14 protein-coding genes are annotated in these 21,406 nt (G+C 48.9%); 9 read left to right on the top strand and 5 right to left on the bottom strand.

Annotation, left to right across the window (positions count from 1 at the left end; all coding sequences use genetic code 11):
- Positions 1 to 15: 15 nt before the first annotated feature.
- The 5 genes from pilH (at position 16) to P6910_RS01750 (ending at position 9,966) form a co-directional block, all read left to right on the top strand.
- On the top strand, positions 16 to 390 hold the full coding sequence (pilH, locus tag P6910_RS01770) for a twitching motility response regulator PilH (protein ID WP_317144575.1): 375 nt from the start codon (positions 16 to 18) through the stop codon (positions 388 to 390).
- Positions 387 to 932 (top strand): chemotaxis protein CheW, encoded by a 546-nt coding sequence (locus P6910_RS01765; protein ID WP_317144574.1) that lies wholly within the window; start codon positions 387 to 389, stop codon positions 930 to 932. Before pilH ends, P6910_RS01765 begins: the two co-directional genes overlap by 4 nt.
- 137 nt (positions 933 to 1,069) lie before the next feature.
- Complete coding sequence (locus P6910_RS01760) at positions 1,070 to 3,157, top strand: methyl-accepting chemotaxis protein (RefSeq protein WP_317144573.1); 2,088 nt, start codon at positions 1,070 to 1,072, stop codon at positions 3,155 to 3,157.
- 56 nt (positions 3,158 to 3,213) lie between these two features.
- Positions 3,214 to 9,453 carry an Hpt domain-containing protein gene (locus P6910_RS01755; RefSeq protein ID WP_317144572.1) on the top strand — a complete coding sequence of 2,080 codons (6,240 nt, stop codon included), beginning with the start codon at positions 3,214 to 3,216 and terminating at the stop codon, positions 9,451 to 9,453.
- Between the two features lie 12 nt (positions 9,454 to 9,465).
- Positions 9,466 to 9,966, top strand: coding sequence for a chemotaxis protein CheW (locus tag P6910_RS01750; RefSeq protein ID WP_317144571.1), 501 nt, complete (start codon positions 9,466 to 9,468; stop codon positions 9,964 to 9,966).
- Here P6910_RS01750 and P6910_RS01745 read toward each other — a convergent pair.
- From P6910_RS01745 to P6910_RS01725, 5 genes are all read right to left on the bottom strand, one after another.
- Positions 9,932 to 10,657: a 16S rRNA (uracil(1498)-N(3))-methyltransferase gene (locus tag P6910_RS01745; RefSeq protein ID WP_317144570.1), complete on the bottom strand. Its 726-nt coding sequence runs from the start codon at positions 10,655 to 10,657 to the stop codon at positions 9,932 to 9,934. The two genes, P6910_RS01750 and P6910_RS01745, sit on opposite strands and share 35 nt — an antisense overlap.
- Positions 10,658 to 10,738: 81 nt before the next feature.
- Positions 10,739 to 11,590, bottom strand: a complete 852-nt coding sequence (gene metF / locus P6910_RS01740; RefSeq protein WP_317144569.1) for a methylenetetrahydrofolate reductase [NAD(P)H] — start codon at positions 11,588 to 11,590, stop codon at positions 10,739 to 10,741.
- Between the two features lie 88 nt (positions 11,591 to 11,678).
- The gene (gene ahcY / locus P6910_RS01735; protein ID WP_317144568.1) at positions 11,679 to 13,076 is read right to left on the bottom strand and encodes an adenosylhomocysteinase; all 1,398 of its coding nucleotides are present in this window, start codon (positions 13,074 to 13,076) and stop codon (positions 11,679 to 11,681) included.
- Positions 13,077 to 13,210: 134 nt separating this feature from the next.
- Positions 13,211 to 14,221, bottom strand: a complete 1,011-nt coding sequence (locus P6910_RS01730) for a type I glyceraldehyde-3-phosphate dehydrogenase (protein ID WP_317144567.1) — start codon at positions 14,219 to 14,221, stop codon at positions 13,211 to 13,213.
- 117 nt (positions 14,222 to 14,338) lie between these two features.
- Positions 14,339 to 15,655, bottom strand: a complete 1,317-nt coding sequence (locus P6910_RS01725) for a Bcr/CflA family multidrug efflux MFS transporter (RefSeq protein WP_317144566.1) — start codon at positions 15,653 to 15,655, stop codon at positions 14,339 to 14,341.
- Between the two features lie 328 nt (positions 15,656 to 15,983).
- On the opposite strand from P6910_RS01725, the gene P6910_RS01720 reads away from it, so the two are divergent.
- From P6910_RS01720 to P6910_RS01705, 4 genes are all read left to right on the top strand, one after another.
- Positions 15,984 to 16,655, top strand: a complete 672-nt coding sequence (locus tag P6910_RS01720) for a thiopurine S-methyltransferase (protein WP_317144565.1) — start codon at positions 15,984 to 15,986, stop codon at positions 16,653 to 16,655.
- A 443-nt stretch (positions 16,656 to 17,098) separates the two neighbouring features.
- A complete protein-coding gene (locus P6910_RS01715; protein WP_317144564.1) occupies positions 17,099 to 18,280 on the top strand; it encodes an ankyrin repeat domain-containing protein in 1,182 nt (393 codons plus the stop codon).
- A gap of 588 nt (positions 18,281 to 18,868) precedes the next feature.
- Positions 18,869 to 19,867 (top strand): ankyrin repeat domain-containing protein, encoded by a 999-nt coding sequence (locus tag P6910_RS01710; protein WP_317144563.1) that lies wholly within the window; start codon positions 18,869 to 18,871, stop codon positions 19,865 to 19,867.
- Between the two features lie 396 nt (positions 19,868 to 20,263).
- Positions 20,264 to 21,220 carry an ankyrin repeat domain-containing protein gene (locus tag P6910_RS01705; protein WP_317144562.1) on the top strand — a complete coding sequence of 319 codons (957 nt, stop codon included), beginning with the start codon at positions 20,264 to 20,266 and terminating at the stop codon, positions 21,218 to 21,220.
- Positions 21,221 to 21,406 lie beyond the last annotated feature (186 nt).

Here is a 21,406-nt window from a genome sequence, read left to right as displayed (position 1 = left end):
TAACAGGGGAAAATAATGGCAAACATTCTCATTGTTGATGACTCACCCACTGAGTTGTTCCAATTGAAAGCCATGCTTGAAAAACACGGACACAGTGTGTTGACAGCGGAAAACGGTGCCGACGGTGTAGCACTCTGCCGGGCCGAACATCCCGATGCTGTATTAATGGACATTGTCATGCCTGGTCTGAATGGTTTTCAGGCTACACGTCAGCTGTCTAAAGATAATAATACTTCCCATATTCCGGTAGTGATTGTCACCACCAAAGATCAGGAAACCGACAGGGTCTGGGGAATCAGGCAAGGCGCAAAAGATTATCTGACCAAGCCTATCCGTGAAGCGACACTGCTCAAAACACTGGGTAATGTTCTGGAAGCCAAACTTGCATGAATACCTCCCAAACAAGCCCCTTTGAGGCATTGGTAGAACTGGATGCCAGGATTAGCCGGTATGCTTTTGGGCTTCCTGAAAAGCAAACACAGGTTGAGTCCTGGAGTGGTCTTGGCTTCACACTGAATAACCAGCAATTTGCCCTGCAGGTTGGTGAGGTAACGGCCATTCTACCCGTTCCATCCACTACTCCCCTGCCGGGTGTTCAACCCTGGGCAAAGGGTATCTCAAACGTACGTGGACGTTTACTTCCGATCATAGATCTGGGAGAGTTTCTGGGTCAGGCCAGAGACAGTGGTAAATCGGCCAACCGAATTATGATTGTCGAGCAGGGAGAAGTGTCTGTTGGTCTCATCGTTGATGAGGTGCAGGGTATGGTGCATTTTTCCACCAGCCAGTTCACTGATGCAGTACCTGACCATCTGTTTGATGAAGTTAAACCGTTTACCGTTGGTCATTACCAGCAAGAAAAAGATTACATGGTATTCAACACACAGCTGTTAGTTAATGATCCTCGCTTTCTGAAAGCAGCCATAGCGTAATCAGCTTCATGCTGGGTAAGTGACGGGAACCATCTTTCATCACCACAGGTGGCGAAAGAGGTCAAACGATAAAAAGTATTCGAATAAAAACAATCTAAAAAGCGAGCATTCCGAAGAAGTCACCGGGGACCATAATAATGAAAGGCAATACCGCAACCAAAGCCCAGGGAGCAGGGGCAAGCCGAGCCATTCTGGCCTCGATTATCCTGTTAATAGTCTCTCTTACCGTAATCACAGGCTCATTTATTTATCTCAGCCAGCAGAGTGAACTTGATCAACAGCACCTGACTGACGCCGGTGAGCTCCGGGTACTCTCTCAGCGTATTGCGACCAGTGCCACCGAGGCATCGGCTGGTAAAGAAGAAGCTTTCGTCCTGTTGCGTGAAGCACGTAATGAGTTCGATACACGTTTTTCCTCCCTGAAAGACACCAGGCTTTCTGTTGCTCCATTTCTCAGCCCTGGTGACAATATCGCTAAAGCACAGATCGAAACACTCGATGCTGCCTGGTCTGAACTGAAAATAGAGGCAGATAACATTCTGGCTGCAGAAGAAACTGTTTTGGCCCTGCACGATGTGGCACAAACACTGGGTGAAACCATTCCCCAGCTGCAGGTTGAGTACGACGAGGTGGTAGAGATCCTCCTTGAGAGCAGTGCTCCCAATGAGCAGATCGCACTGGCACAGCGTCAGCCATGGCTCGCAGAACGGATTATTCGAAGTGTCTCGAAAGTACTGGAAGGAGGTGAAGACTCCATCATGGCTGCAGACAGCTTTGGTCGTGATGCCAAGCTGTTTGGTCGGGTACTGAACGGTATGCTGGAAGGCAACCTGGCCATGCGTATCAGTCAGGTCACCGACGAAGAAGCCACTGATCGTCTGGCCGAAATCTCCGACCTGTTCGGATTTGTAGAAGGCAGTGTTGACGAGATTCTGGAGACTTCCCCGGAACTTTTCCAGGTGCGTGCCGCTTCTGACCAGATTTTCACAGACTCCCAGCAACTGCTGCAACAGACTTCTATTCTCGTGGACACTTTCGAGAGTCTGACTGACCAGCGTCTGATCAACAACACGGTCATCAGTATTGCCGGTGTCATTGCCCTGCTCTCTGTAATGATAATCGCCGTGGCCATCGTAAGAGACACCCGCAGGCGTCTGGCTGAAACTGCAGCCCGGAACGAAGCCAATCAGGCTGCAATCCAGCGACTGCTCGATGAAATGGATGGCCTTGCGGACGGTGACCTGACGGTACAGGCGACAGTATCCGAAGACTTTACCGGTATCATCGCCGACTCTATCAACGTCTCTATTGAACAGCTCCGGGCACTGGTTAAAACCATCAACGAAACGGCGGTGGAAGTGGATACCTCAGCTCAGGAAACACAGAGTACCGCGAAACAACTGGCTGAAGCAGCAGGGCATCAGGCAGAGGAAATCAACTATGCCAGCCAGGCGGTCAATGACATGACCAAATCAATGACCATGGTGTCAGAGAACGCTTCCGAGTCGGCAAATGTCGCAGAAAGATCAGTGGAAATTGCCACCAGCGGTGGTCAGGTGGTCCGTAATACCATCGAGGGCATGGATACTATCCGCGAACAGATTCAGGACACCTCCAAACGTATCAAGCGGCTGGGTGAGTCTTCCCAGGAAATCGGTGACATCATTGCCCTGATCAACGATATCGCAGACCAGACCAACATTCTGTCCCTGAACGCCGCCATCCAGGCCTCCATGGCGGGTGAAGCCGGTCGAGGCTTCGCGGTGGTAGCGGATGAAGTACAGCGTCTTGCGGAACGAGTATCCGGCGCGACCAGACAGATTGAAACACTGGTGTCCGCCATCCAGACCGATACCAACGAAGCCGTTATCTCCATGGAACAAACCACTTCCGAGGTGGTAAACGGTGCCAGACTGGCACAGGATGCGGGGGTTGCTCTGGAAGAAATTGAGAAAGTATCCAGTAACCTCGCCGACCTGATCCGGAACATTTCCGACACAGCGAAGAAGCAGACGGGCTCTGCAGAACAGATAGCTCAGCGTATGACCACCATCCGGGACATCACCACCCATACGGCCTCCAGTACCACAGCAACAGCCGGTTCGGTAGGTAACCTGGCAGAAATGGCTCTGGAAATGCGTCAGTCTGTATCCGGCTTCCGCCTGCCTGCGGCAGCAGAAAATGAAGCAGTGACTACAGCGCAAGAAGACGAAATCACCGTTTGATGAGTATTTTTATTCCAGCAGCATAGGTTGCTGGCACGAAATAGCGGGGGCCGGCAATGGCTGAACAACAGGATTATGCAGGCCTGGACTGGGTTAAGGAAGAGATTGAGCAGACGCTCGTTGAAGCTCGCCAGGCATTGGAAAATTACCAGCAAGAGCCAAGCAACCCAGCCCACATCCATGCCGGGCAGAGCGCATTCAGTCAGGTTCATGGCACACTCAAAATGTTGCAGCATGTAGGCGCAACCCACTTGAGTCAGGAAATGAACAAAGTGTTCGAGGCCCTGTTCAGTGAGCGAGTGCCTGATGTCAGAATGGCTCTGGAAGTCCTGATGCAGGCCACTCTGCAGCTGACAGGTTACATTCAACAAACTCTGAACAGTGGCGTTGATCGTCCATTAGCACTTTTGCCACTGATCAATGAGCTGAGGCATCTGCGGGGCGAAGATCCTCTTCCGGAAGCCACTTTTTTCTTTCCGGATACCCGCTCACTGATCGATCCCATTGAGCCAACACAACTGGAAAGTCTTGAAAAGAGCGGACTGACACCGTTACTGAGAAGAATAAGACAGAAGTATCAGCTAACACTGGCAGGCTATCTGCGAGATCAGAACAGGCCTCAGCAGATTAAAATTCTGGCCAAATTGTTTGCCAAACTTCAGGACCTTTCCTGGGGGACTCCCCTTTCTCCTCTCTGGGAAGCCAGTATTGCCCTGACTGAAGGGCTGGATAATGAGTCGATACAACAGAACATCCATGTCGCTAACCTGCTCAGGGAACTGGATGGCCAGATCCGTCTGTTCATCAGACAGGGCGCTCCCTTTATCAATACTCATCCAAATGATGCACTGTTCCGGGGGTTGCTGTACAACATCGCCACTTCCGAAGGTCGTGGGGGTTTCACCGGAGTACTGAAATCACGCTATAACCTGAAAGAAGAACTGGAGCGGGCTCAGGCAGGTATTTCCGATGTTCTGACGGGCGTGAATGCTACAAAACCTGTTGTGGAAGCTTTGAACTACGAGCTGACAGGTATCAAGGAAGCACTGGACCTTTACCTTCTCTCAACTGATCCTGATCCACTGGTTCTGGAAAACCAGCTACCGATCATTCAGCAGGTGGCTGATACCCTGACCATCCTGGGCATGGAAGATCTTAAAAATCGCCTGAAACAGAAAAAAGCATTGATCCAGAGTGTGATCAATACCGGTCAGAATGTTGAAGAGCATCTGATGGACGTAGCAGGCACTATTCTTGATCTTGAGGCTGCGCTATCCAGGTATGCTGCAGGCGAAAGTCTGGAGGCACGCGAAGGCGCTCCCCTGCTGGAAGAGGTCTATCAGGCGGTTGTCAAAGAGGCTCGCCATTATCTTGAGCAGAGCAAAGATGCCATCGTCGATTTTGTGGACAGTCATCATCATCCGGATTTCCTGAGCCCGATACCCGAACTGCTCCATAAAGTGCAGGGCGGTTTGTCCATGACTCCTCTGACCCGGGCCGCTGATCTGGTCAGAGCCTGTTCAGAGCACATCAGGAAAGAGTGGATAGAAAACGGTAAAACCCCTGAAAAGATGGAACTGGAACATCTGGCCGATGCATTGACCAGTATTGAATACTACCTTGAAAGGCTGAGTGACAGAAATCAGGAAGAACATGACGCTATTCTGGATGTCGCAGAATCAAGCTTGTCTGCCCTGCGTTTGGCAGATCTTGAACTGCTTGAAAGCCCCTACAAACAGCCTGAAGGCTTTTCTCAAGAAGCAAAAGGCCCTTCTCAAGAAGCTGAGGGCTCTGACACACAAGCTGAAAGCTCCCTGGAACTGCTGATTGATGAGCAGAGCTTTCTCGACGGCTCAGTCCCCGTCACTCTCGACGAAAATAAAGCACAAGAGCCCACGGCGGAAGAAAAACAACCTTCTGAAGAAACCGCTGATCTGGAATTTCAGGCTTCTTTGACCCTGACCAACAGAAACAGACCCGTCGAAGTCAGTCCATACGATGTAGTCCAGTTCCAGTTCACCAGCTCCAGCAGCGTTGAGGCAGAAGCTCAGTGTGAGGCTTCACGACTGGCTGGACCTGAGCAGGGGCAAGTCCCCGCTCCGGTAGTTGAAGTCAAAGAGGACCCTGTTGAACAAGAGAGCATCATCGACGATGAACTGCTGACCGTCTTCATTGAAGAAGCTGGCGAAGTTCAGAAGCAGCTGACCGAAGGCGTAGCTACCTGGATCAATCATGAGGATGATCTCAACACCCTGAAAGATGTCCGCAGAGCTTTCCATACCCTGAAAGGCAGTGGTCGTATGGTGGGTGCCAGCGTTGTGGGTGAACTGGCCTGGTCCATCGAGAATATGTTAAACCGCCTGATCGAGGGAACCGTTCACAACAGCCCTGAATTGAGCAATCTGGTCAGCCGCGTTACTCATATGCTGCCAGGATTAATTTCCGACTTTGCTGAGCAGAGCCAGGTTCTGACCCATGAAGTTCTGGTTTGCATGGAACAGGCTGACGCCTTGTCCAGAGGTGAATCATACACCATTGAAGACGAGGAAGATTCCATTGATGACGCCCTCGCCAACGACTCGGATATCGATTTTGAACGGGCAGAAGAACCTGTTCCACTGGCAGCAGAGATGGCCATTGTGGAAGCGTTATCCAGGCCAGCGTCTGGGCCAGAAACAGACATAGATGTTGAGACAGACATCCCGGAATCTGCCGGACAGGAAGCTTACGACGTCCAGCTGCTTAACGTATTCCTCGGCGAGTCCAGAGCTCACCTGGAAGTGGTTCAGTCCTTTGTTGAGCAGGTGAAAGTTCAGGGTGGAAAGCGCCAGATCAGTGATCAGGTGCAACGTTCTCTACATACCATGAAGGGCATAGCCCTGATGGCAGAAATAGCGCCGCTGGCCAGGATCATTGTTGCCCTTGAAAAGAACATCAAGGATTTCAGGGCTCACCTGATTCCGGCCAATGATCGGGTGATCAGTATGCTGGAAAAGGGTCTTGAGCTCATTCAAGATGGCCTCGAACAGCTGGCCCTGTCACCCAGACAACCGGTGTTGGATTCTGAAAATTACCTGTCCTGGCTGGAAGCACTTCATGCCCAGCTGATCACCGAACAGCATAAGGCACAGTCCACCAGCAGAAAATACACTGGCGGTCAGGACACCCAGCTGTTTGCTCACAGCGATCTGGGCCTGTTGCTGGATGCCGATGAGTACCTTTCTACCTGGCGCATCGCTCTGTCCAGAGATGAGCTGCTACTGTTCCAGAGAGAACTGACAACACTCGCTGAACGGGCAACCGAAGCACGACTCACCTCTCTGACTGAGCTATGTGACGTGCTTCTGGATGTTATGAACTATCTGGATAAGCACGAAGACAATCTACCCGGAGTTCTTGCGGCACCACTGTCCAACGGCTTTGAAGCCATGGTCGATATGATGAATATGATTGCGGCCCAGCAAACTCCGGTTCCACCGCAATCAGTATTCACAGAGCTCAGGGAGTCTCTGGAAGCTCTGCTCATCGCTGAACCAGCTCAGGCAGGAGCCGTCCCTGAAAATATTGAAATTGACGAGATGGTTCAGGAGGCATCGTCTCCAGAGCCAGTGGTTGAGAACCCTGAAGTTGAAGAAATCATCCCGGAGTCTCTGACAGAAGAACCTGCCATTTTAGAGCAATCTGCTGTTAAGCCCGAGGCTGAAGTTGCTATTGTTGTTGAAGATGCCGAAGAACTGCTTCTGAAGCCCTCAGTTTCCGGGATGGCATCGACTCTCAACATTGAAACAGAAGTGGAAGAGCATGACCTTGAACTGCTGGAACTGTTCCTGGAAGAAGCCACTGATCTGGCAGAAGATTGCCACCATGCTCTGGATGACTGGCTGAATAACAGTCAAAACCTGACATCCCTGACCGATCTGCAGCGCTCTCTGCATACCCTCAAGGGCAGTGCCCGAATGGCAGACCAGCCCGAACTGGGCGACCTCAGTCATGCCATCGAAGCTATCTACAGTGCAATTGCCATGGGCAGAAGTTCTGCGGATAAAGCACCGATACACCTGCTACAGGCTGCTCATGATCAGGTTGACCAGATGTTGCTTGCCCTGAAAAACCAGCAGTCACCCGATTCTGTTATCCCGATGGTAGAACAACTGGAGCAGTGGGCTCTCAATCATGACTATGAAGCAGAATTAGCTTCTCTTGCAACGGCTGAAGCGCCCGTAGAAGCTCTCCCAGACTACCTGGGTCAGGTCAAAAAAGAGTCTGACACGACCTGCGAGCAGCCTGAAGAAAAAGTAACAGACGATGCTCTGGTTATTGATGAAGAAAATCGGAACACAGGCGTTACCAGAGTGTCTGAATCCGAGGCGAGTACTTCCTGTGCGCCTGAAACGATCGCAGAAGAGACTGCCCCCGCAACAACACGAATAGACACACCGGTTACCAGCAGCGCAGCCAATACCCTGTCCAAGGGTGTTGAGATGATTCGTGTCCCTGCGCAGCTTGTGGAGTCGCTGATCAACCTTTCCGGTGAGTCGAGTATTCATCGTGGCCGAATCGAGCAGCAGATTCAGGACATAGGTAACATCCTCGAGGAGATGAACAGTACCATCGACCGGGTAAAAGAACAGCTGCGTCGTCTGGATACCGAAACTCAGGCCCAGATTATTTCCACCTTTGAAGAAGAGTTCAGCAGCAATCCTGAGTTTGATCCGCTGGAAATGGACCAGTATTCAGAACTGACCCAGCTGTCCCGCTCTCTGGTTGAGTCCGCGACTGACCTCCAGGACCTGAAGGAGGGCATCCAGGAAAAAAATCGTGATGCAGAAACCCTGCTGCTTCAACAGTCCAGAACGCTGATAGAACTTCAGGAAAAGTTGATGCAGGCCCGAATGGTTTCATTCAGTCGTCTGCTGCCACGCCTGCGCAAGATTACCCGTCAGTTGTCGACTGAGCTCGACAAGCCGATCAACCTGAATGTCAGCAACGCTGAAGGTGAGATGGACCGTACCATGCTGGAGCGGATCCTCGCACCACTGGAACACCTGCTGCGAAATGCCATTGATCATGGCATTGAACCCTCCGTTAAGGACCGTCTGACACTGGGCAAACCGGAAACCGGCAATCTAACGCTTGCTATTGCTCGGGATGGTGCCGATATTGTGATTGAACTGGGCGACGATGGCCGGGGCATCAATCTTCGGGCTGTGCATGCCAAAGCGCTGGAAAAACATCTGATCACTCCGGAAGATGAGCTGAGCGACCTGGAAATTGCCCAACTGATCCTGGAACCGGGCTTCAGTACAGCGGAATCTGTCACCCAGATTTCCGGTCGAGGTGTAGGTCTGGATGTGGTCAATACAGAAATACGTCAGATGGGTGGTAGTATTCAGATTGACAGCGAGCCCGGCAAGGGAACCTCTTTCAAGCTCCGTCTACCCTTCACGCTGTCGGTAAACCGTGCCCTGATGGTCCAGGTTACAGACAACCTTTATGCCCTGCCCATGCAGTCCATTGATGGTATTACGGTAGTGGACCCCAAAGTCCTGATCGACTGCTATCAGAACAATACCCCACTGCATTATGGGGGTATCGAACACCAGCTCATGTTCCTGGGTGAAATTCTGGGCGATGCAACTCCCAGGATTCAGTCCGAGCAGTGCCCGGTTGTGATCATCGAGCGGGGCGGCAAGAATCTGGCTCTGCATGTGGATGAAATTATTGGCGGTACCGAAATCTTTGCTAAAAGTCTGGGTCCGCAGTTCGCAGGTCTGGTTGGTGTCAACGGTGCCACCATTCTTGGTGATGGTCGTGTTGCCATCATTATTGACCCTGTCACACTCCTTCGCAGACATCGAATTGAACAGCACTCTGTAGAGCTGGCCAGCCACGTGGATGAAGAAGCAGAAACCATCCAACGTGTTCTGGTAGTGGACGACTCGGTTACTGTACGTAAAGTGACCACCCGTCTGTTAGAACGTAATGGCTATTTGGTCGAAAGTGCGAGGGATGGTGTCGAAGCCCTGGCCAAACTGACTGAAAACCGCTACGACATCATGCTTCTGGATATCGAAATGCCGAAGATGGACGGCTATGAGGTGGCCAGTGCCGTGCGTAATGATGGCAGTCTGAAATCTCTGCCGATCATCATGATCACCTCCAGAACCGGCGAAAAGCATAAAGCCAGAGCCTTCAGCCTGGGGGTTAATGAATATCTGGGCAAACCTTTCCAGGAACACGAGATGCTGGCCTCCATCAAGCAATTGATCAGTGCCAAAGCTCACAACAATGAATAAAGGAGTAGCGTCATGACGGGCAGTCCTGAACCTTTGGAAAGCAGAAGCCTGAAGTCCCGTTTGATCCCAATGCAGCAGAAGCCACTTCTGCTGCCTGCCTCCTGTATTGCCGATGTTATGGACTACAGTCGTCCATCGGGTAGCAAAGAGGAAAGCTCATGGTTTCTCGGTGAAATTGACTGGCGGGGACAAAAGCTCCCCCTGATTTCCTTTGAACGAATCAATGGTGGCCGTTTTGCAGAGTTCTCTGCAACGGCAAGGATTGCAGTAATGCACAGCATTACCGGGAACGAGCAGCTGCCTTTTTATGGCATGGTGATACAGGGTATCCCCAAGGCATTGGATCTGACAGTGGGTGACGTTCAACCCGCTATCGAAGCAGATACAGGTTCAGCAGAAACATTCAGGGTCATTATCAAGGAAATTCCTGCTGCCATTCCTGACCTTGAAAAAGTGGAACAACAGCTCTGGGCAATGTTTACAGATCGCCCCAGAGATACTGCATCACACTGAGTGCAGTGACCGGGGCTGTTTCCGTTCTCAGGACTCTCGGGCCCAGTGCCAGGGCATGAAAGCCTGACGACTCGGCCCTGGTAATTTCTTCCTGAGTCAACCCACCCTCGGGACCGATCAAAAGAGAAACCGTTTCTGGCGGAATGAATCCCTCCAGTTTTTTATCGGTTCGATGGTGAAGCACAAATTTCAGGCCAGCTTTTTGCTTCGCAATCCAATCCGCAACAGGCTCGGGCGAGTGAATCACCGGAACTCTGTTCAAGCCACACTGCTCACAGGCACTGATGGCTATCTGTTGCCAGTGTCTGACTCGCTTTTCCTGACGCTCTGCATTCAACCTGACTTCACAGCGCTCAGAAAAGAGCGGCGTTATTTCGGTCACGCCCATCTCGGTCGCCTTCTGGATAGCGTAATCCATTCGTTCACCCCTACTAAGACTCTGCCCGACGTGGACTTTCAAGGGGGATTCCGTGACCAGGCTCATTTCTGCCTCCAGGGCAACTGCGACGGTTTTTTTTGCCACAAACTTGATCCTGCCCTGCCATGAAGCGCCCTGCCCATTAAACAGGATAAGAGGCTCTTCAGGCCTCATGCGCAGGACTTTACCGACATGATTGGCAGCACTGTCGGTCAGCTCAACGACCTGATCTTTTACCAGAGGCTGATCGGTATAGATTCGAGGGTTTCTCATGACGTTCTCATGGCAAGGCCGCGATTAATCAGGGGTGCAAAAAGGCAATGGAGTGCGGCCAGAAGCGTTCCGGCCGCAGGATCAAACCAGATTGAGGTTTTGACAGATGACTCTGGAGGGTGCAGCCTGGTTCAGGGCATAGAAATGCAGCCCCGGAACCCCTTGCTCAATGAGTCTTTCACACATCCGGGTGACTACCTCTTCACCAAACTGTTTGATGCTGTCGATATCATCACCATAGGCTTCCAGCTGCTTGCGAATCCAGCGTGGAATTTCTGCACCGCAGGCATCGGAGAAACGAGCCAGACGGGTGTAGTTGGTGATAGGCATAATACCCGGGATAATCGGCAGATCAATCCCCAGACCTCTGGCACGATCAACAAAGTTAAAATAGCTGTCAGCGTTAAAGAAGTACTGGGTAATGGCTGAACTGGCACCGGCATCAACCTTGCGTTTGAAGTGAGTCAGATCCGCTTCAAAGTTTTGCGCCTGGGGGTGAGCTTCCGGATAAGCAGCAACTTCCAGATGAAAATGATCGCCGGTTTCGGCCCGGATAAATTCCACCAGTTCATTGGCATACTGCAGCTCACCGTTTGAGCGCCCCATACCCGATGGCAGATCGCCGCGTAAAGCAACAATTCGATTAATCCCCAGACTCTGGTATTGCTCAAGTAAACTTTTCAATTGAGCTTTGCTATCGCCCACACAAGAGAGGTGAGGCGCGGTAGGAATATCAGTGCAGTTGCGAACGCTTATGACGGTATCAAGGGTTCTGTCACGGGTGGAACCGCCAGCGCCATAGGTCACAGAGAAGAATTCTGGCTGACATTTGGAGAGCTCAATCGCTGTCAGATCGAGCTTTTTAGCACCCTCTTCCGTTTTGGTCGGAAAAAATTCAAAGCTGATTGTCAGCTCTTTATCATTAGTTGTCATCGTTAATTAAAACCTTTATCACTGTTCTGTCGCTTACGGTTCTTTATAAGCGCCAGGAGCCTGCGCAGTGGCGCAGGCCCAATGCAGATCAGTACTTGTACTCATCCGCTTTGAATGGACCTTCAACAGCGACACTAATATAGTCTGCCTGCTGTTGGGTCAGCTGGGTGATTACCCCGCCAAAGCCCTGAACCATATAGCTTGCCACCTCTTCGTCCAGCTTTTTGGGCAGAACCTTCACATACAGGTTCTCAGCCTTCTCGGCAGCAGGCAGGTTGGCAAAGCCTTCTTCATACAGATGAATCTGGGCCAGAACCTGGTTGGCAAATGAACCATCCATGATACGGGATGGATGACCTGTGGCATTACCCAGATTGACCAGGCGACCTTCAGACAGCAGAATCAGATGATCATTGCTGCCCTTGTCACGCCAGATCTTGTGGACCTGGGGCTTAACTTCTTCCCACTGCCATGTCTCTCTCATGAAAGCCGTATCAATTTCGGTATCAAAGTGACCAATGTTGCAGACAACACAGCTGCTCTTCAGCGCTTTCAGCATTTCACGGTCACAAACATGCAAGTTGCCGGTGGTGGTGACCAGCATATCGGTAGTACCCAGCAAGTCTTTGTCGATGCTGGCAGCAGTGCCATCGTTGACACCGTTAATGTAAGGAGAAACCACTTCAAAGCCGTCCATGCAAGCCTGCATGGCACAGATAGGATCAATCTCGGTGACCTTAACGATCATGCCTTCCTGACGCAGGGAGGCCGCAGAACCTTTACCAACATCACCGTAACCGATAACCAGGGCTTTTTTGCCTGCAAGCAGGTGATCTGTACCCCGCTTGATAGCATCATTCAATGAGTGACGGCAGCCGTATTTATTGTCGTTCTTGCTCTTGGTAACCGCGTCGTTAACGTTAATCGCCGGTACTTTCAGAGTGCCTTTTTCCAGCATTTCCAGCAGGCGATGTACCCCGGTGGTGGTCTCTTCGGAAATACCGTGGATGTTATCCAGGATTTCAGGATACTTATCGTGCAGCATCAGAGTCAGGTCACCACCGTCGTCCAGAATCATATTGGCATCCCAGGGTTGGCCTTCTTCTGTCAGAATGGTCTGCTCAATACACCACCAGAATTCTTCTTCTGTCTCCCCCTTCCAGGCGAATACAGGAATACCCGCAGCAGCTATTGCCGCAGCAGCGTGATCCTGGGTGGAAAAAATGTTGCAGGAAGACCAGCGGACATCAGCCCCCAGATCGACGAGCGTTTCAATCAGTACAGCGGTCTGAATGGTCATGTGAATGCAGCCCATGATCTTCGCGCCTTTCAGAGGCTGCTGATCATGGTACTTCTGACGGATAGTCATCAGTGCAGGCATTTCACCTTCTGCGATCTGAATTTCGCGGCGACCCCACTCGGCCAGGGAAATGTCGGCAACCCGATAGTCAGTAAAGCTCTGAACAACTGCAGGAGTAGCGCTCATGGGTATGATCCTGTTATGCGTAATTACCGAAAACAGGTGAAGTCTAACAGCCGCCTTAACCTATATCAATTTTTTTTGATATAGATTTTGAATAACCAATACACAGGAAATTCAATCGATCGTCCAGCTTTTGCTTATTGCTTTAACCAGTGATTGGCCACATCCAGCATACGGTTGGAGAAGCCCCACTCGTTATCAAACCAGCAAAGCAGCTTGATCAGCTTGCCGGAAGTCACCTTGGTCTGGGTGCCATCGACCACGCATGAGCGGGCATCATGATTGAAGTCTACGGATGCGTGAGGTTCATTGGAGAAGCCCAGAATCCCCTCCAGACGTCCATAGCTAGCCTGTTCCAGAATTCGGTTAACTTCCTCACCTGTTGTTTCCTGATTGACATGAACGCAGAGATCCATGCAGGAAACATTGATGGTGGGCACCCTGATTGAATTGGCTTTGAAGCACCCCCCAAGGTCAGGAAGCAGTCTGTCGATGCCCTTTGCCAGGCCAGTATCTACAGGGATGATGGACTGCAACGCACTTCGGGTCAGCCTGAGATCACTGTGATGATAAGCATCGATCACCGGTTGATCATTCATAGCTGAATGAATAGTTGTAATACTACCGTACTCAATACCAAGGGCGTCATTCAGTGTCTTGATAACAGGAACAATGCAATTGGTGGTGCATGAAGCACTGGACACAATGCGCTGATCACGACTGAGATCCTGCTCATTGATACCGTAAACAATAGTGGCGTCTACATCCGGTTGAGCGGGCTGTGAAAAAAGCAGCTTTCTGGCTCCACTCTCTACGTGTTGCTCTGCTATTGCCCTGTCATTGAAAGACCCTGAGCACTCCAGCAACAGATCAATATCGAGACTTTTCCAGTCAATATTTTCAGGCCGGGCTTCGTGAATAAGCTGGATCCGGTCGCCTGCCACTATGAGCTGATTTTCCTCCGACTCGACTTTGGCGGGAAAGCGACCGTGAGTGGTGTCATAGCGAGTCAGATAGGTCAGGGTGTCCTCATCGGATAACTCGTTAATGGCGACAACCTGCAAGTCTTTGCGATAACCATTCTCGTAAAGAGCACGAAGAACACACTGGCCGATACGACCGTACCCGTTGATGGCTATTCGAAACATAGTCTGCTGTCAGGCTCATTACTGCTGAATTGAGGCGGTATTATAAGCGCAACTTGTGGAGGGATAAAAAATATTTGCCCTACCCTGTTGCCAGGGCAGGGCTCTTCTTTGTGACGATCAGGCGGAAGTCCGGACTTCAGAATTGGATGTGCCTTCCGGCATCACTTCATCCAATGGCACACCCTCATTCCTGACCAGTAGCAAGGATACGAAGGAGAGCAAACCACAGACGGCTACCACCGCTGTCATAGGTACATCAGTTCCATTATGAAAAAGACCTACCACCGCAGAAGAAGCACCGCCGATGGTAAAGCGAAGTGCACCGGACATAGCATTGGCTGTGCCCGCAGACCTTGGAAAGTGAGACAGGGCCAGAGCATTGGAGTTAGGGCCTGTCAGACCAATGCAGCTGACGTAAATTACGACAGGGATCATCAACCCAACCAGCCCGCCGATCTCAAACTTTGCATTAATCACCATCACTACTGCGCTGATACTGGCAAGAATGCTCCCGATTTTCAGGATCGTAAACAGTGGCAGGCGATCTATCAGACGGATATTGATCATATTCATGACCATCATGGCCAGAATATTGACAGCAAACAGCAGGCCGTAATGCTCTGGCTTGACCCCATACAGCTCGATATACACGTAGGGTGAGCCGGCAATAAAGGCAAACATACCGCCAAAGAAAAATCCGTGACAGAGGATACAGCCCATAGCCTCCCGGTTTTTCAGGACGGACAGGTAGATCAGGAACAGCTGACTGGCAGGAATCACCAGCCTTTTCTCCTCCGGGAGGGTTTCCGGAACTTTTGAAGCAGCCAGCACCATGGCAAGTGCAGACATGACAGCCAGAAAGATAAACAGACTTTCCCAACCCATAAATTTGAGCATCTGACCACCCAACAGGGGAGCAATCAGAGGAGCTATTGTCATGACCATTAAAATAGACGACATAATCTTTGCACTTTGCTGCCGTGAGAACAGATCCCGAACCATGGCGGGAATGGTAACCATAACGGCAGCAGCGGCCATAGCCTGCAGAATTCGGACAATAATCAGTTGCAGGCCGTTTTCACAGAGTGCAGCCAAGACACTGGTAACAAGAAAAGCAACCAGGCCCGGAAACATGATTTTTCTGCGACCAAAGCGGTCTGAGAGAGGTCCGTACAACAGCTGTCCCAAGGCAAAGCCAAGGGTGTAGGCGCTGAGTGTATACTGGATAATGCTCAGGGGTTCTCCCATATCTTCTGCTATCGCGGGGATTGCCGGAAGATAGAGATCCACTGCCATAGGGCCAAGTGCGGTTAAGGCGCCCAGAGTCAATATGAAAAATAGCCTGTCGCGGCTATGGCTCATTGAAAGGCCCTGCTTTTTATCTTCTTGCCTGGTCGCTTTTGGCTCAGGACTGCTTTCGATATTGATGGTCATGTACTTCCTTGGATCAAGCGAATGAGTCGCTGAAATCATTAAATGTTTGTGCTGTATTCCTTCTGTTTGAGCTGCACAGATGAAAGGTTGCAACACTGCCGTCGCAGGATTGAGGAATAAAAATAAGTTCGCTGTCGTATACAGAAGAGATGGCAGTTTTAAATCGCTATCTTAAATCTTATCGACATAAAAAAATATATTTGATAGGCAAATTTATAATATCAGAGATGCACTCTGGTAAAGGCTCGCGAGCTTCGTCGTTATCAGTCTTCTGCCACTGCTGATCGCCAGGCAGACCACACACGACTTAAATGCATGAGAGGACAAAATGAGCAATCCTGACTGGATTAATCGCTGGAAACAAGGACGGATTGGTTTCCACAGATCTGAGTTCAACCCGACATTATTGAAATACTGGCCCCAACTGAAGCTGTCAGAAGCCCGGTCAGTGCTGGTGCCATTGTGTGGCAAAAGCCTGGATATGGTCTGGCTCAGGCAGCAGGGACTGGAAGTGATCGGCACCGAGCTGGTAAAAACAGCGGTTGAGTCCTTCTATCAGGAACAGTCACTGCAACCGGCAGTGAAAGAGGTTCAGGGTTACCGACATTGGCAAGCCGATGACATCCATATCCTCGAAGGTGATTTTTTTGCTTTGCCGGAAGGTTCCATCCAAAGCACCGTTTTTTACGACCGTGCTGCTCTGGTTGCATTGCCCCGGGAGATGAGGCAGCAGTATGTCAAGCATCTGGCAAACGCTGCTCCCCATATACAAGAAGGCTTATTGATCACTGTCGAGTATGATCAGGACCTGGTGTCCGGCCCTCCTTTCTCAGTCGAGGAGCAGGAAGTCAGAGCACTTTATTCACCGCGGTTTGAGGTAATTAAGCTGGACACGCACAGCGCACCGGCTTCAACCAACCTGAGAGAGAAGGGCGTCAACGAGCTGATTGAAGTAGTCTACAAACTCGCATTAAGTTCTCAGCCTCCCGGTCTTTTTTGAGCAATTTGCTTTTTTTTCAAAACTAAGAGGGAACCTTGGTTGATTATCGCTGTCTACATAATAAGTACCTAACCAGTTGGTTTCGCATATTCTGGACGGCGGCTTTTTCCATCCTTCTGCGTTCCAACTCTGGTTGCGTAGCTATGGCTACGCGCCCGTCGTTGTGCCTTGAAGGATGAAAAAATCCACTCGCCAGAATATGCGAAACCAACTGGCCAGGTACTTACGGGATGAAATTCCCAAGCGTATTTACATAAAATCATATCAATCGTGTTTTCTAACTCCCGTGATGAGCATGGAGATTCGAGCCTTGAGACAAGGTGGCGTGAGGAGTCATAGCCTTAGCTATGGCGACGATCGCCAACGCAGGATTAAGGCTCAAATCTTCAGCGCAATAGGGAGTTAGAAAGTTCGATTGGTCTTACTTACGGAGATGTTTGAACATGGATATTTCAAAAGCTGGCATTGGTCCATTAACATTAAATTATGATGGTGCGACTACTAAAGAAGTGACTATTAAAGCTACACGAGATGAGAATGATAAGGTTTCTACGTTTCACGTTTTCTCAACTTTGGAGCTACCACCACAAGTAAATTTACCAAAAAGTGATACCCAAAACTCTGCTACACCCATCGTGGATCGTAATATTGAAGCCTATGCACAAGCTTCAACTTCAAATGAAGCGACTCAAAGTGATAGTAGTGATAGTTTCAAAGAACATAAAAAGCTATTCACCGATGACCCGGACGCCGAATCTCAACCTTGCAAATTTATGAAAAGTGAGGCTATGGCTATCTCTACCGGGTGTCCCAATCTGAAGCGTTTTGCAGATTGCCTTGCTAAATTGATTACAGACCCTGATAGCACTGACGCTGATACTTCGGAAGCCGCAAGGTTGATATCCGAGTTCGGTGCCGATGAACTTGCCAAGTTAACAGTCCCGTTTTCTTTTCATACAAATACCACCAGACGTTACCCTGCTATTACTCTTTTTGCTCTTGCATGCAGATTTGGTAAGCTGGATTTAGTGAAGGCTCTGTACGTGAATCAGCAACAATTAAACCAGACATTTGATATGAAAAATGGGACTAATGGAAATACAGCCCTCATGCTTGCGGTTGTTCATGGCCATGCAGATGTAGTGAAGCAATTATTAGACCTGGGGGCTGACCCTCAAATTCTTGATGAAAATAACAAGTGTCTTGAGGAGCTTAATTCAGTTTTTAACGGACGCAGGCAAGATACATACATTAAAATCAGAGAACTATTAATAGACTATCGCAAAGAAAACAATCTACCACCTTTTAAAGAACCCGCTATTCATGGTTATTACATTGAAGATACTGGGGAAATAGGTGGTACTATTAACTTTCGAGCATTCCTTTCTGAACATCCGGAATTTCTTGAGAAATACCTTTCTGAAAACCCGGGTTGTCTCATACAGATCGGTCTTGAAAGCCCGGATTTTCTGGTACATCTCCTTACTACACAGCCGAAAGCACTTGAAAAATTCTTTTCTGAAAATCCGGATTTTGTCAGTCATGTCCGTCGTGAAAGAACGGAGCTACTGGAACTCCTCTTTTCTGAAAACCAGGATCTTCTCGAATCTTTACCGAAGGAATAGTCATGGGTGTAAGTACTCAACCATACGAACTCATATTTTCTGACTCATTGTTCAGGCACTCGCGGCAACTGCTCCTGCGTTGCTCTAGCTCCTGCATCCATGCAGTCGTGCGGTTGCAATAAATTGGTCTAAAAACCCCTGTTTCTTCGTCAAATAGCTCGCTATTCTCCTCAGAAACAGAGATTTTTATCCTCAATTTCTTGCAATCCTCGCTACGGACGCTTAAGTCCGACAGGCTGCTAGGAGCCTGACCGAGAATAGCGCCCGTAGCGAGGACGGCAGAAAATTGAGGATGAAAATTCGGTTTTGTAAGGAGAATAGCGAGCTATTTGACGAACAAAAGCGGATTTTCAGACCAATTTGCTGCCGCCGCAGTAGGGCAGTCTATTCTCGGTCAGGCTCCTAGCTCCTGCATCCATGCAGTCGTGCTGCGTTGCAACTCTGGTCACATAGCCTGCTATGTTCCCGTCGTTGCCCAACTGGCCAGGTACTTAGGAAGGAACTTTAGTTAATCAGTATTGTCAAAGTTATTGTGATAATAAAACAACAATAGTTTTCAAACACAATTACTTATGGAGGTGTTTAAATATGGATATACCGAAGGCTGGCATTCCCCCATTTAATTTTGATGAGATGAGAAATGCAGTTATAAAAGATGTGACTACTAGTGTTATTCAAGATGAGAAGAGTGAGGGCTTTTCAGGCCACATGGTCACAACCATCTGGCTACAACCACAAATAACTTCACAAGAAAGTTATGCTCAAAACTCTGCTACTTCTATCGTGGATCGTAATATTGACGTCGATGCTCAGGCTACAAGTTCAGATGGAGCTGGTCAAAGCGAAAGCAGGGATAGTTTCAAAGCACAGAAAAGGCGATTCGATGATGACTCTGACACCGAATCTCAACCATGCAAATTTATGGCAAGTGAGGCTATAGCTATCTCTAACGGACGTCACGATCTGGAGAGTTTTGCAGAAAGCCTTGTAAAAGTGATTACAGACCCTGGTAGCACTGACGCTGATACTTCGGAAGCCGTAAGGTTGATATCCGTATACGGGGCCGATGAACTCGCCAAGTATACCTGTCGGTTTTCTTTTCATACAAATACCACCAAATCTTACCCTGCTATTACGCCTTTTGCTCTTGCCTGCAGATTCGGTAAGCTGGATTTAGTTAAGGCTCTGTATGTGAATCAGCAACAATTAAACCAGACATTTAATATTGAAAATGGGACTAATGGAAGAACAGCGCTCATGCTTTCGGTTATTCATGGACATGTTAATGTAGTTGCGCAATTATTAGACTGGGGAGCTGACCCTCTGATTCTTGATGAATATAACCATTGTGTTGATACTCTTAATTATGCTTTTAACATAGACAATCCAGACGTATTAATTAAAATTGAAGAATTATTAACAAACTATCGTAAAGATAAGAACCTACCACCTTATAAAGAACCTAAAGTCTCGATGTATCAAATTGCAGATACTGGCAACGTAAATATTCATGTAGCCCCTGATGTAAATCATAGCGAATTTATTGCTAAATTGGTGGAATTCCTCGAATCTGAAAACGGTCAGTAGTCATGGGTGTATAACCCATGACCTACCCTACCTTGCATCTATTCCGGCCAATTTCTTAAATGCTTGAATATAGCTGTCCCTTGCTGGGAAGAGCTTAACAGCTTAAGTCAGTGAGATTGATCTACAAAATGAAGACAACCGCCAGTCAAAAGCAGGTTTTAAATGTCTTGCCTGTAGTCGTGCCGAGCATTCCAAAATTAACGCTGCCAAGAATACCCTGGCGTCAAGACATGGCGTTTTATCTCGAATGACCATTCTTTTTTGAGAAATTTGCGTTTTTTGAAATGCAAGAAGGAACTTAAGTGAATTAGTATTGTCGGAGCCATTGAGATATTAAAGCTCATAGTCGTTTTCAAACACAGTAACTTACGGACTTGTTTAAATATGAATATCCCAATGACTGACATACAGCAACCACGTCTGGTTGATGTGAATGTTTCAATTACACTAGATGAGAGTGGTGCGATTTTTTTAGATGTCACTGTCGCAATCATTGACCCACCGTCACAAATGATTTCACAAGAATATAACCAGGCATCTGCTACTCCCATCGCGGATCGCATCATTGATGCGCCCTCTCTGGCATATGACGCTCATCGAAGCGACGGTGGGAATAATTTCGAAGCACAAAGAAGGCCATCCCATGATGACCCGGATACCGAATCTCAACCGTGCAAAACGATGAAAAGTGCTGCCATGGCTACCTCCAGAGACCGTGACAGGCTCGAAGAGTTTGTGGATAGACTGGTAAAGGTCATTACAAACGCTGAAAGTACCGACGCTGATATTGCAGAAGCTAAAAGGTTGATATCCGAGTATGGGGCCGATGAAATTTCCAAGTGCACAAGATCATTTCCTGTTATTAATAATCTTTACTACTCTGCAATTACTCCTTTTGCACTTGCCTGCAGATTCGGAAAACTGGATTTAGTGAAGGCTCTGTATGTGAATCAGGAACAATTAGACCAGACATTTGATGTAGTCAATGGAGCTTGTGGACGAACAGCACTCATGCTTGCAGTGGTTGGCAGACATGTAAATGTTGTGGAGCAATTATTAACGTGGGGAGCCAACACTGAAATTGTTGATGGAGAGGGCAATTGTGTTGACGTTATTAATCGCGGGTTTAGTCACAGAGATAATGGCGTTTCATTCCCTGCAATCAAACAATTGCTCACAGATTATCGTCAAGAAAGGAACCTACCACCTTATATAGAACCCGGTATTTGGTTTAGTACCATTCGTAACCCTAATGACACTGGAACGAGTGATATTCAAAGCCACAATAATAACAACACACCTTCTCATCATATCCAGGCTATTATCAGAACATTCAACCATGGATATAGATAGTCATGGATGAATAATCCATGACTTTTCTTGCATCTACTCCGGTTAACTCCTTAAATGCTTGAATGTAACAGCCCTTGCTATGAAAAGATTAACACCTTAAGTCAAATCCATTGATCTGCCAAATCAAGAGAGTCTCAAATCTCAGGCAGGTTTTAAATGCCTTGTTTGCGATCATGCAGAGAGTTT

Origin of the sequence: Endozoicomonas sp. 8E (assembly GCF_032883915.1) — a bacterium.
Lineage (GTDB): Bacteria > Pseudomonadota > Gammaproteobacteria > Pseudomonadales > Endozoicomonadaceae > Endozoicomonas_A.
The sequence above is the reverse complement of the archived record's forward strand: the minus strand, read 5'-3'. Positions and strand labels throughout refer to the sequence as shown.

Bases quoted from the DNA above. Each gene is read 5' to 3' on its own strand.
- ahcY (WP_317144568.1), bottom strand. From the start codon at position 13,076: ATGAGCGCTACTCCTGCAGTTGTTCAGAGCTTTACTGACTATCGGGTT.
- P6910_RS01760 (WP_317144573.1), top strand. From the start codon at position 1,070: ATGAAAGGCAATACCGCAACCAAAGCCCAGGGAGCAGGGGCAAGCCGA.
- P6910_RS01755 (WP_317144572.1), top strand. From the start codon at position 3,214: ATGGCTGAACAACAGGATTATGCAGGCCTGGACTGGGTTAAGGAAGAG.
- pilH (WP_317144575.1), top strand. From the start codon at position 16: ATGGCAAACATTCTCATTGTTGATGACTCACCCACTGAGTTGTTCCAA.
- P6910_RS01715 (WP_317144564.1), top strand. From the start codon at position 17,099: ATGGATATTTCAAAAGCTGGCATTGGTCCATTAACATTAAATTATGAT.
- P6910_RS01720 (WP_317144565.1), top strand. From the start codon at position 15,984: ATGAGCAATCCTGACTGGATTAATCGCTGGAAACAAGGACGGATTGGT.
- P6910_RS01750 (WP_317144571.1), top strand. From the start codon at position 9,466: ATGACGGGCAGTCCTGAACCTTTGGAAAGCAGAAGCCTGAAGTCCCGT.
- P6910_RS01705 (WP_317144562.1), top strand. From the start codon at position 20,264: ATGACTGACATACAGCAACCACGTCTGGTTGATGTGAATGTTTCAATT.
- P6910_RS01745 (WP_317144570.1), bottom strand. From the start codon at position 10,657: ATGAGAAACCCTCGAATCTATACCGATCAGCCTCTGGTAAAAGATCAG.
- metF (WP_317144569.1), bottom strand. From the start codon at position 11,590: ATGACAACTAATGATAAAGAGCTGACAATCAGCTTTGAATTTTTTCCG.
- P6910_RS01710 (WP_317144563.1), top strand. From the start codon at position 18,869: ATGGATATACCGAAGGCTGGCATTCCCCCATTTAATTTTGATGAGATG.
- P6910_RS01765 (WP_317144574.1), top strand. From the start codon at position 387: ATGAATACCTCCCAAACAAGCCCCTTTGAGGCATTGGTAGAACTGGAT.
- P6910_RS01725 (WP_317144566.1), bottom strand. From the start codon at position 15,655: ATGACCATCAATATCGAAAGCAGTCCTGAGCCAAAAGCGACCAGGCAA.
- P6910_RS01730 (WP_317144567.1), bottom strand. From the start codon at position 14,221: ATGTTTCGAATAGCCATCAACGGGTACGGTCGTATCGGCCAGTGTGTT.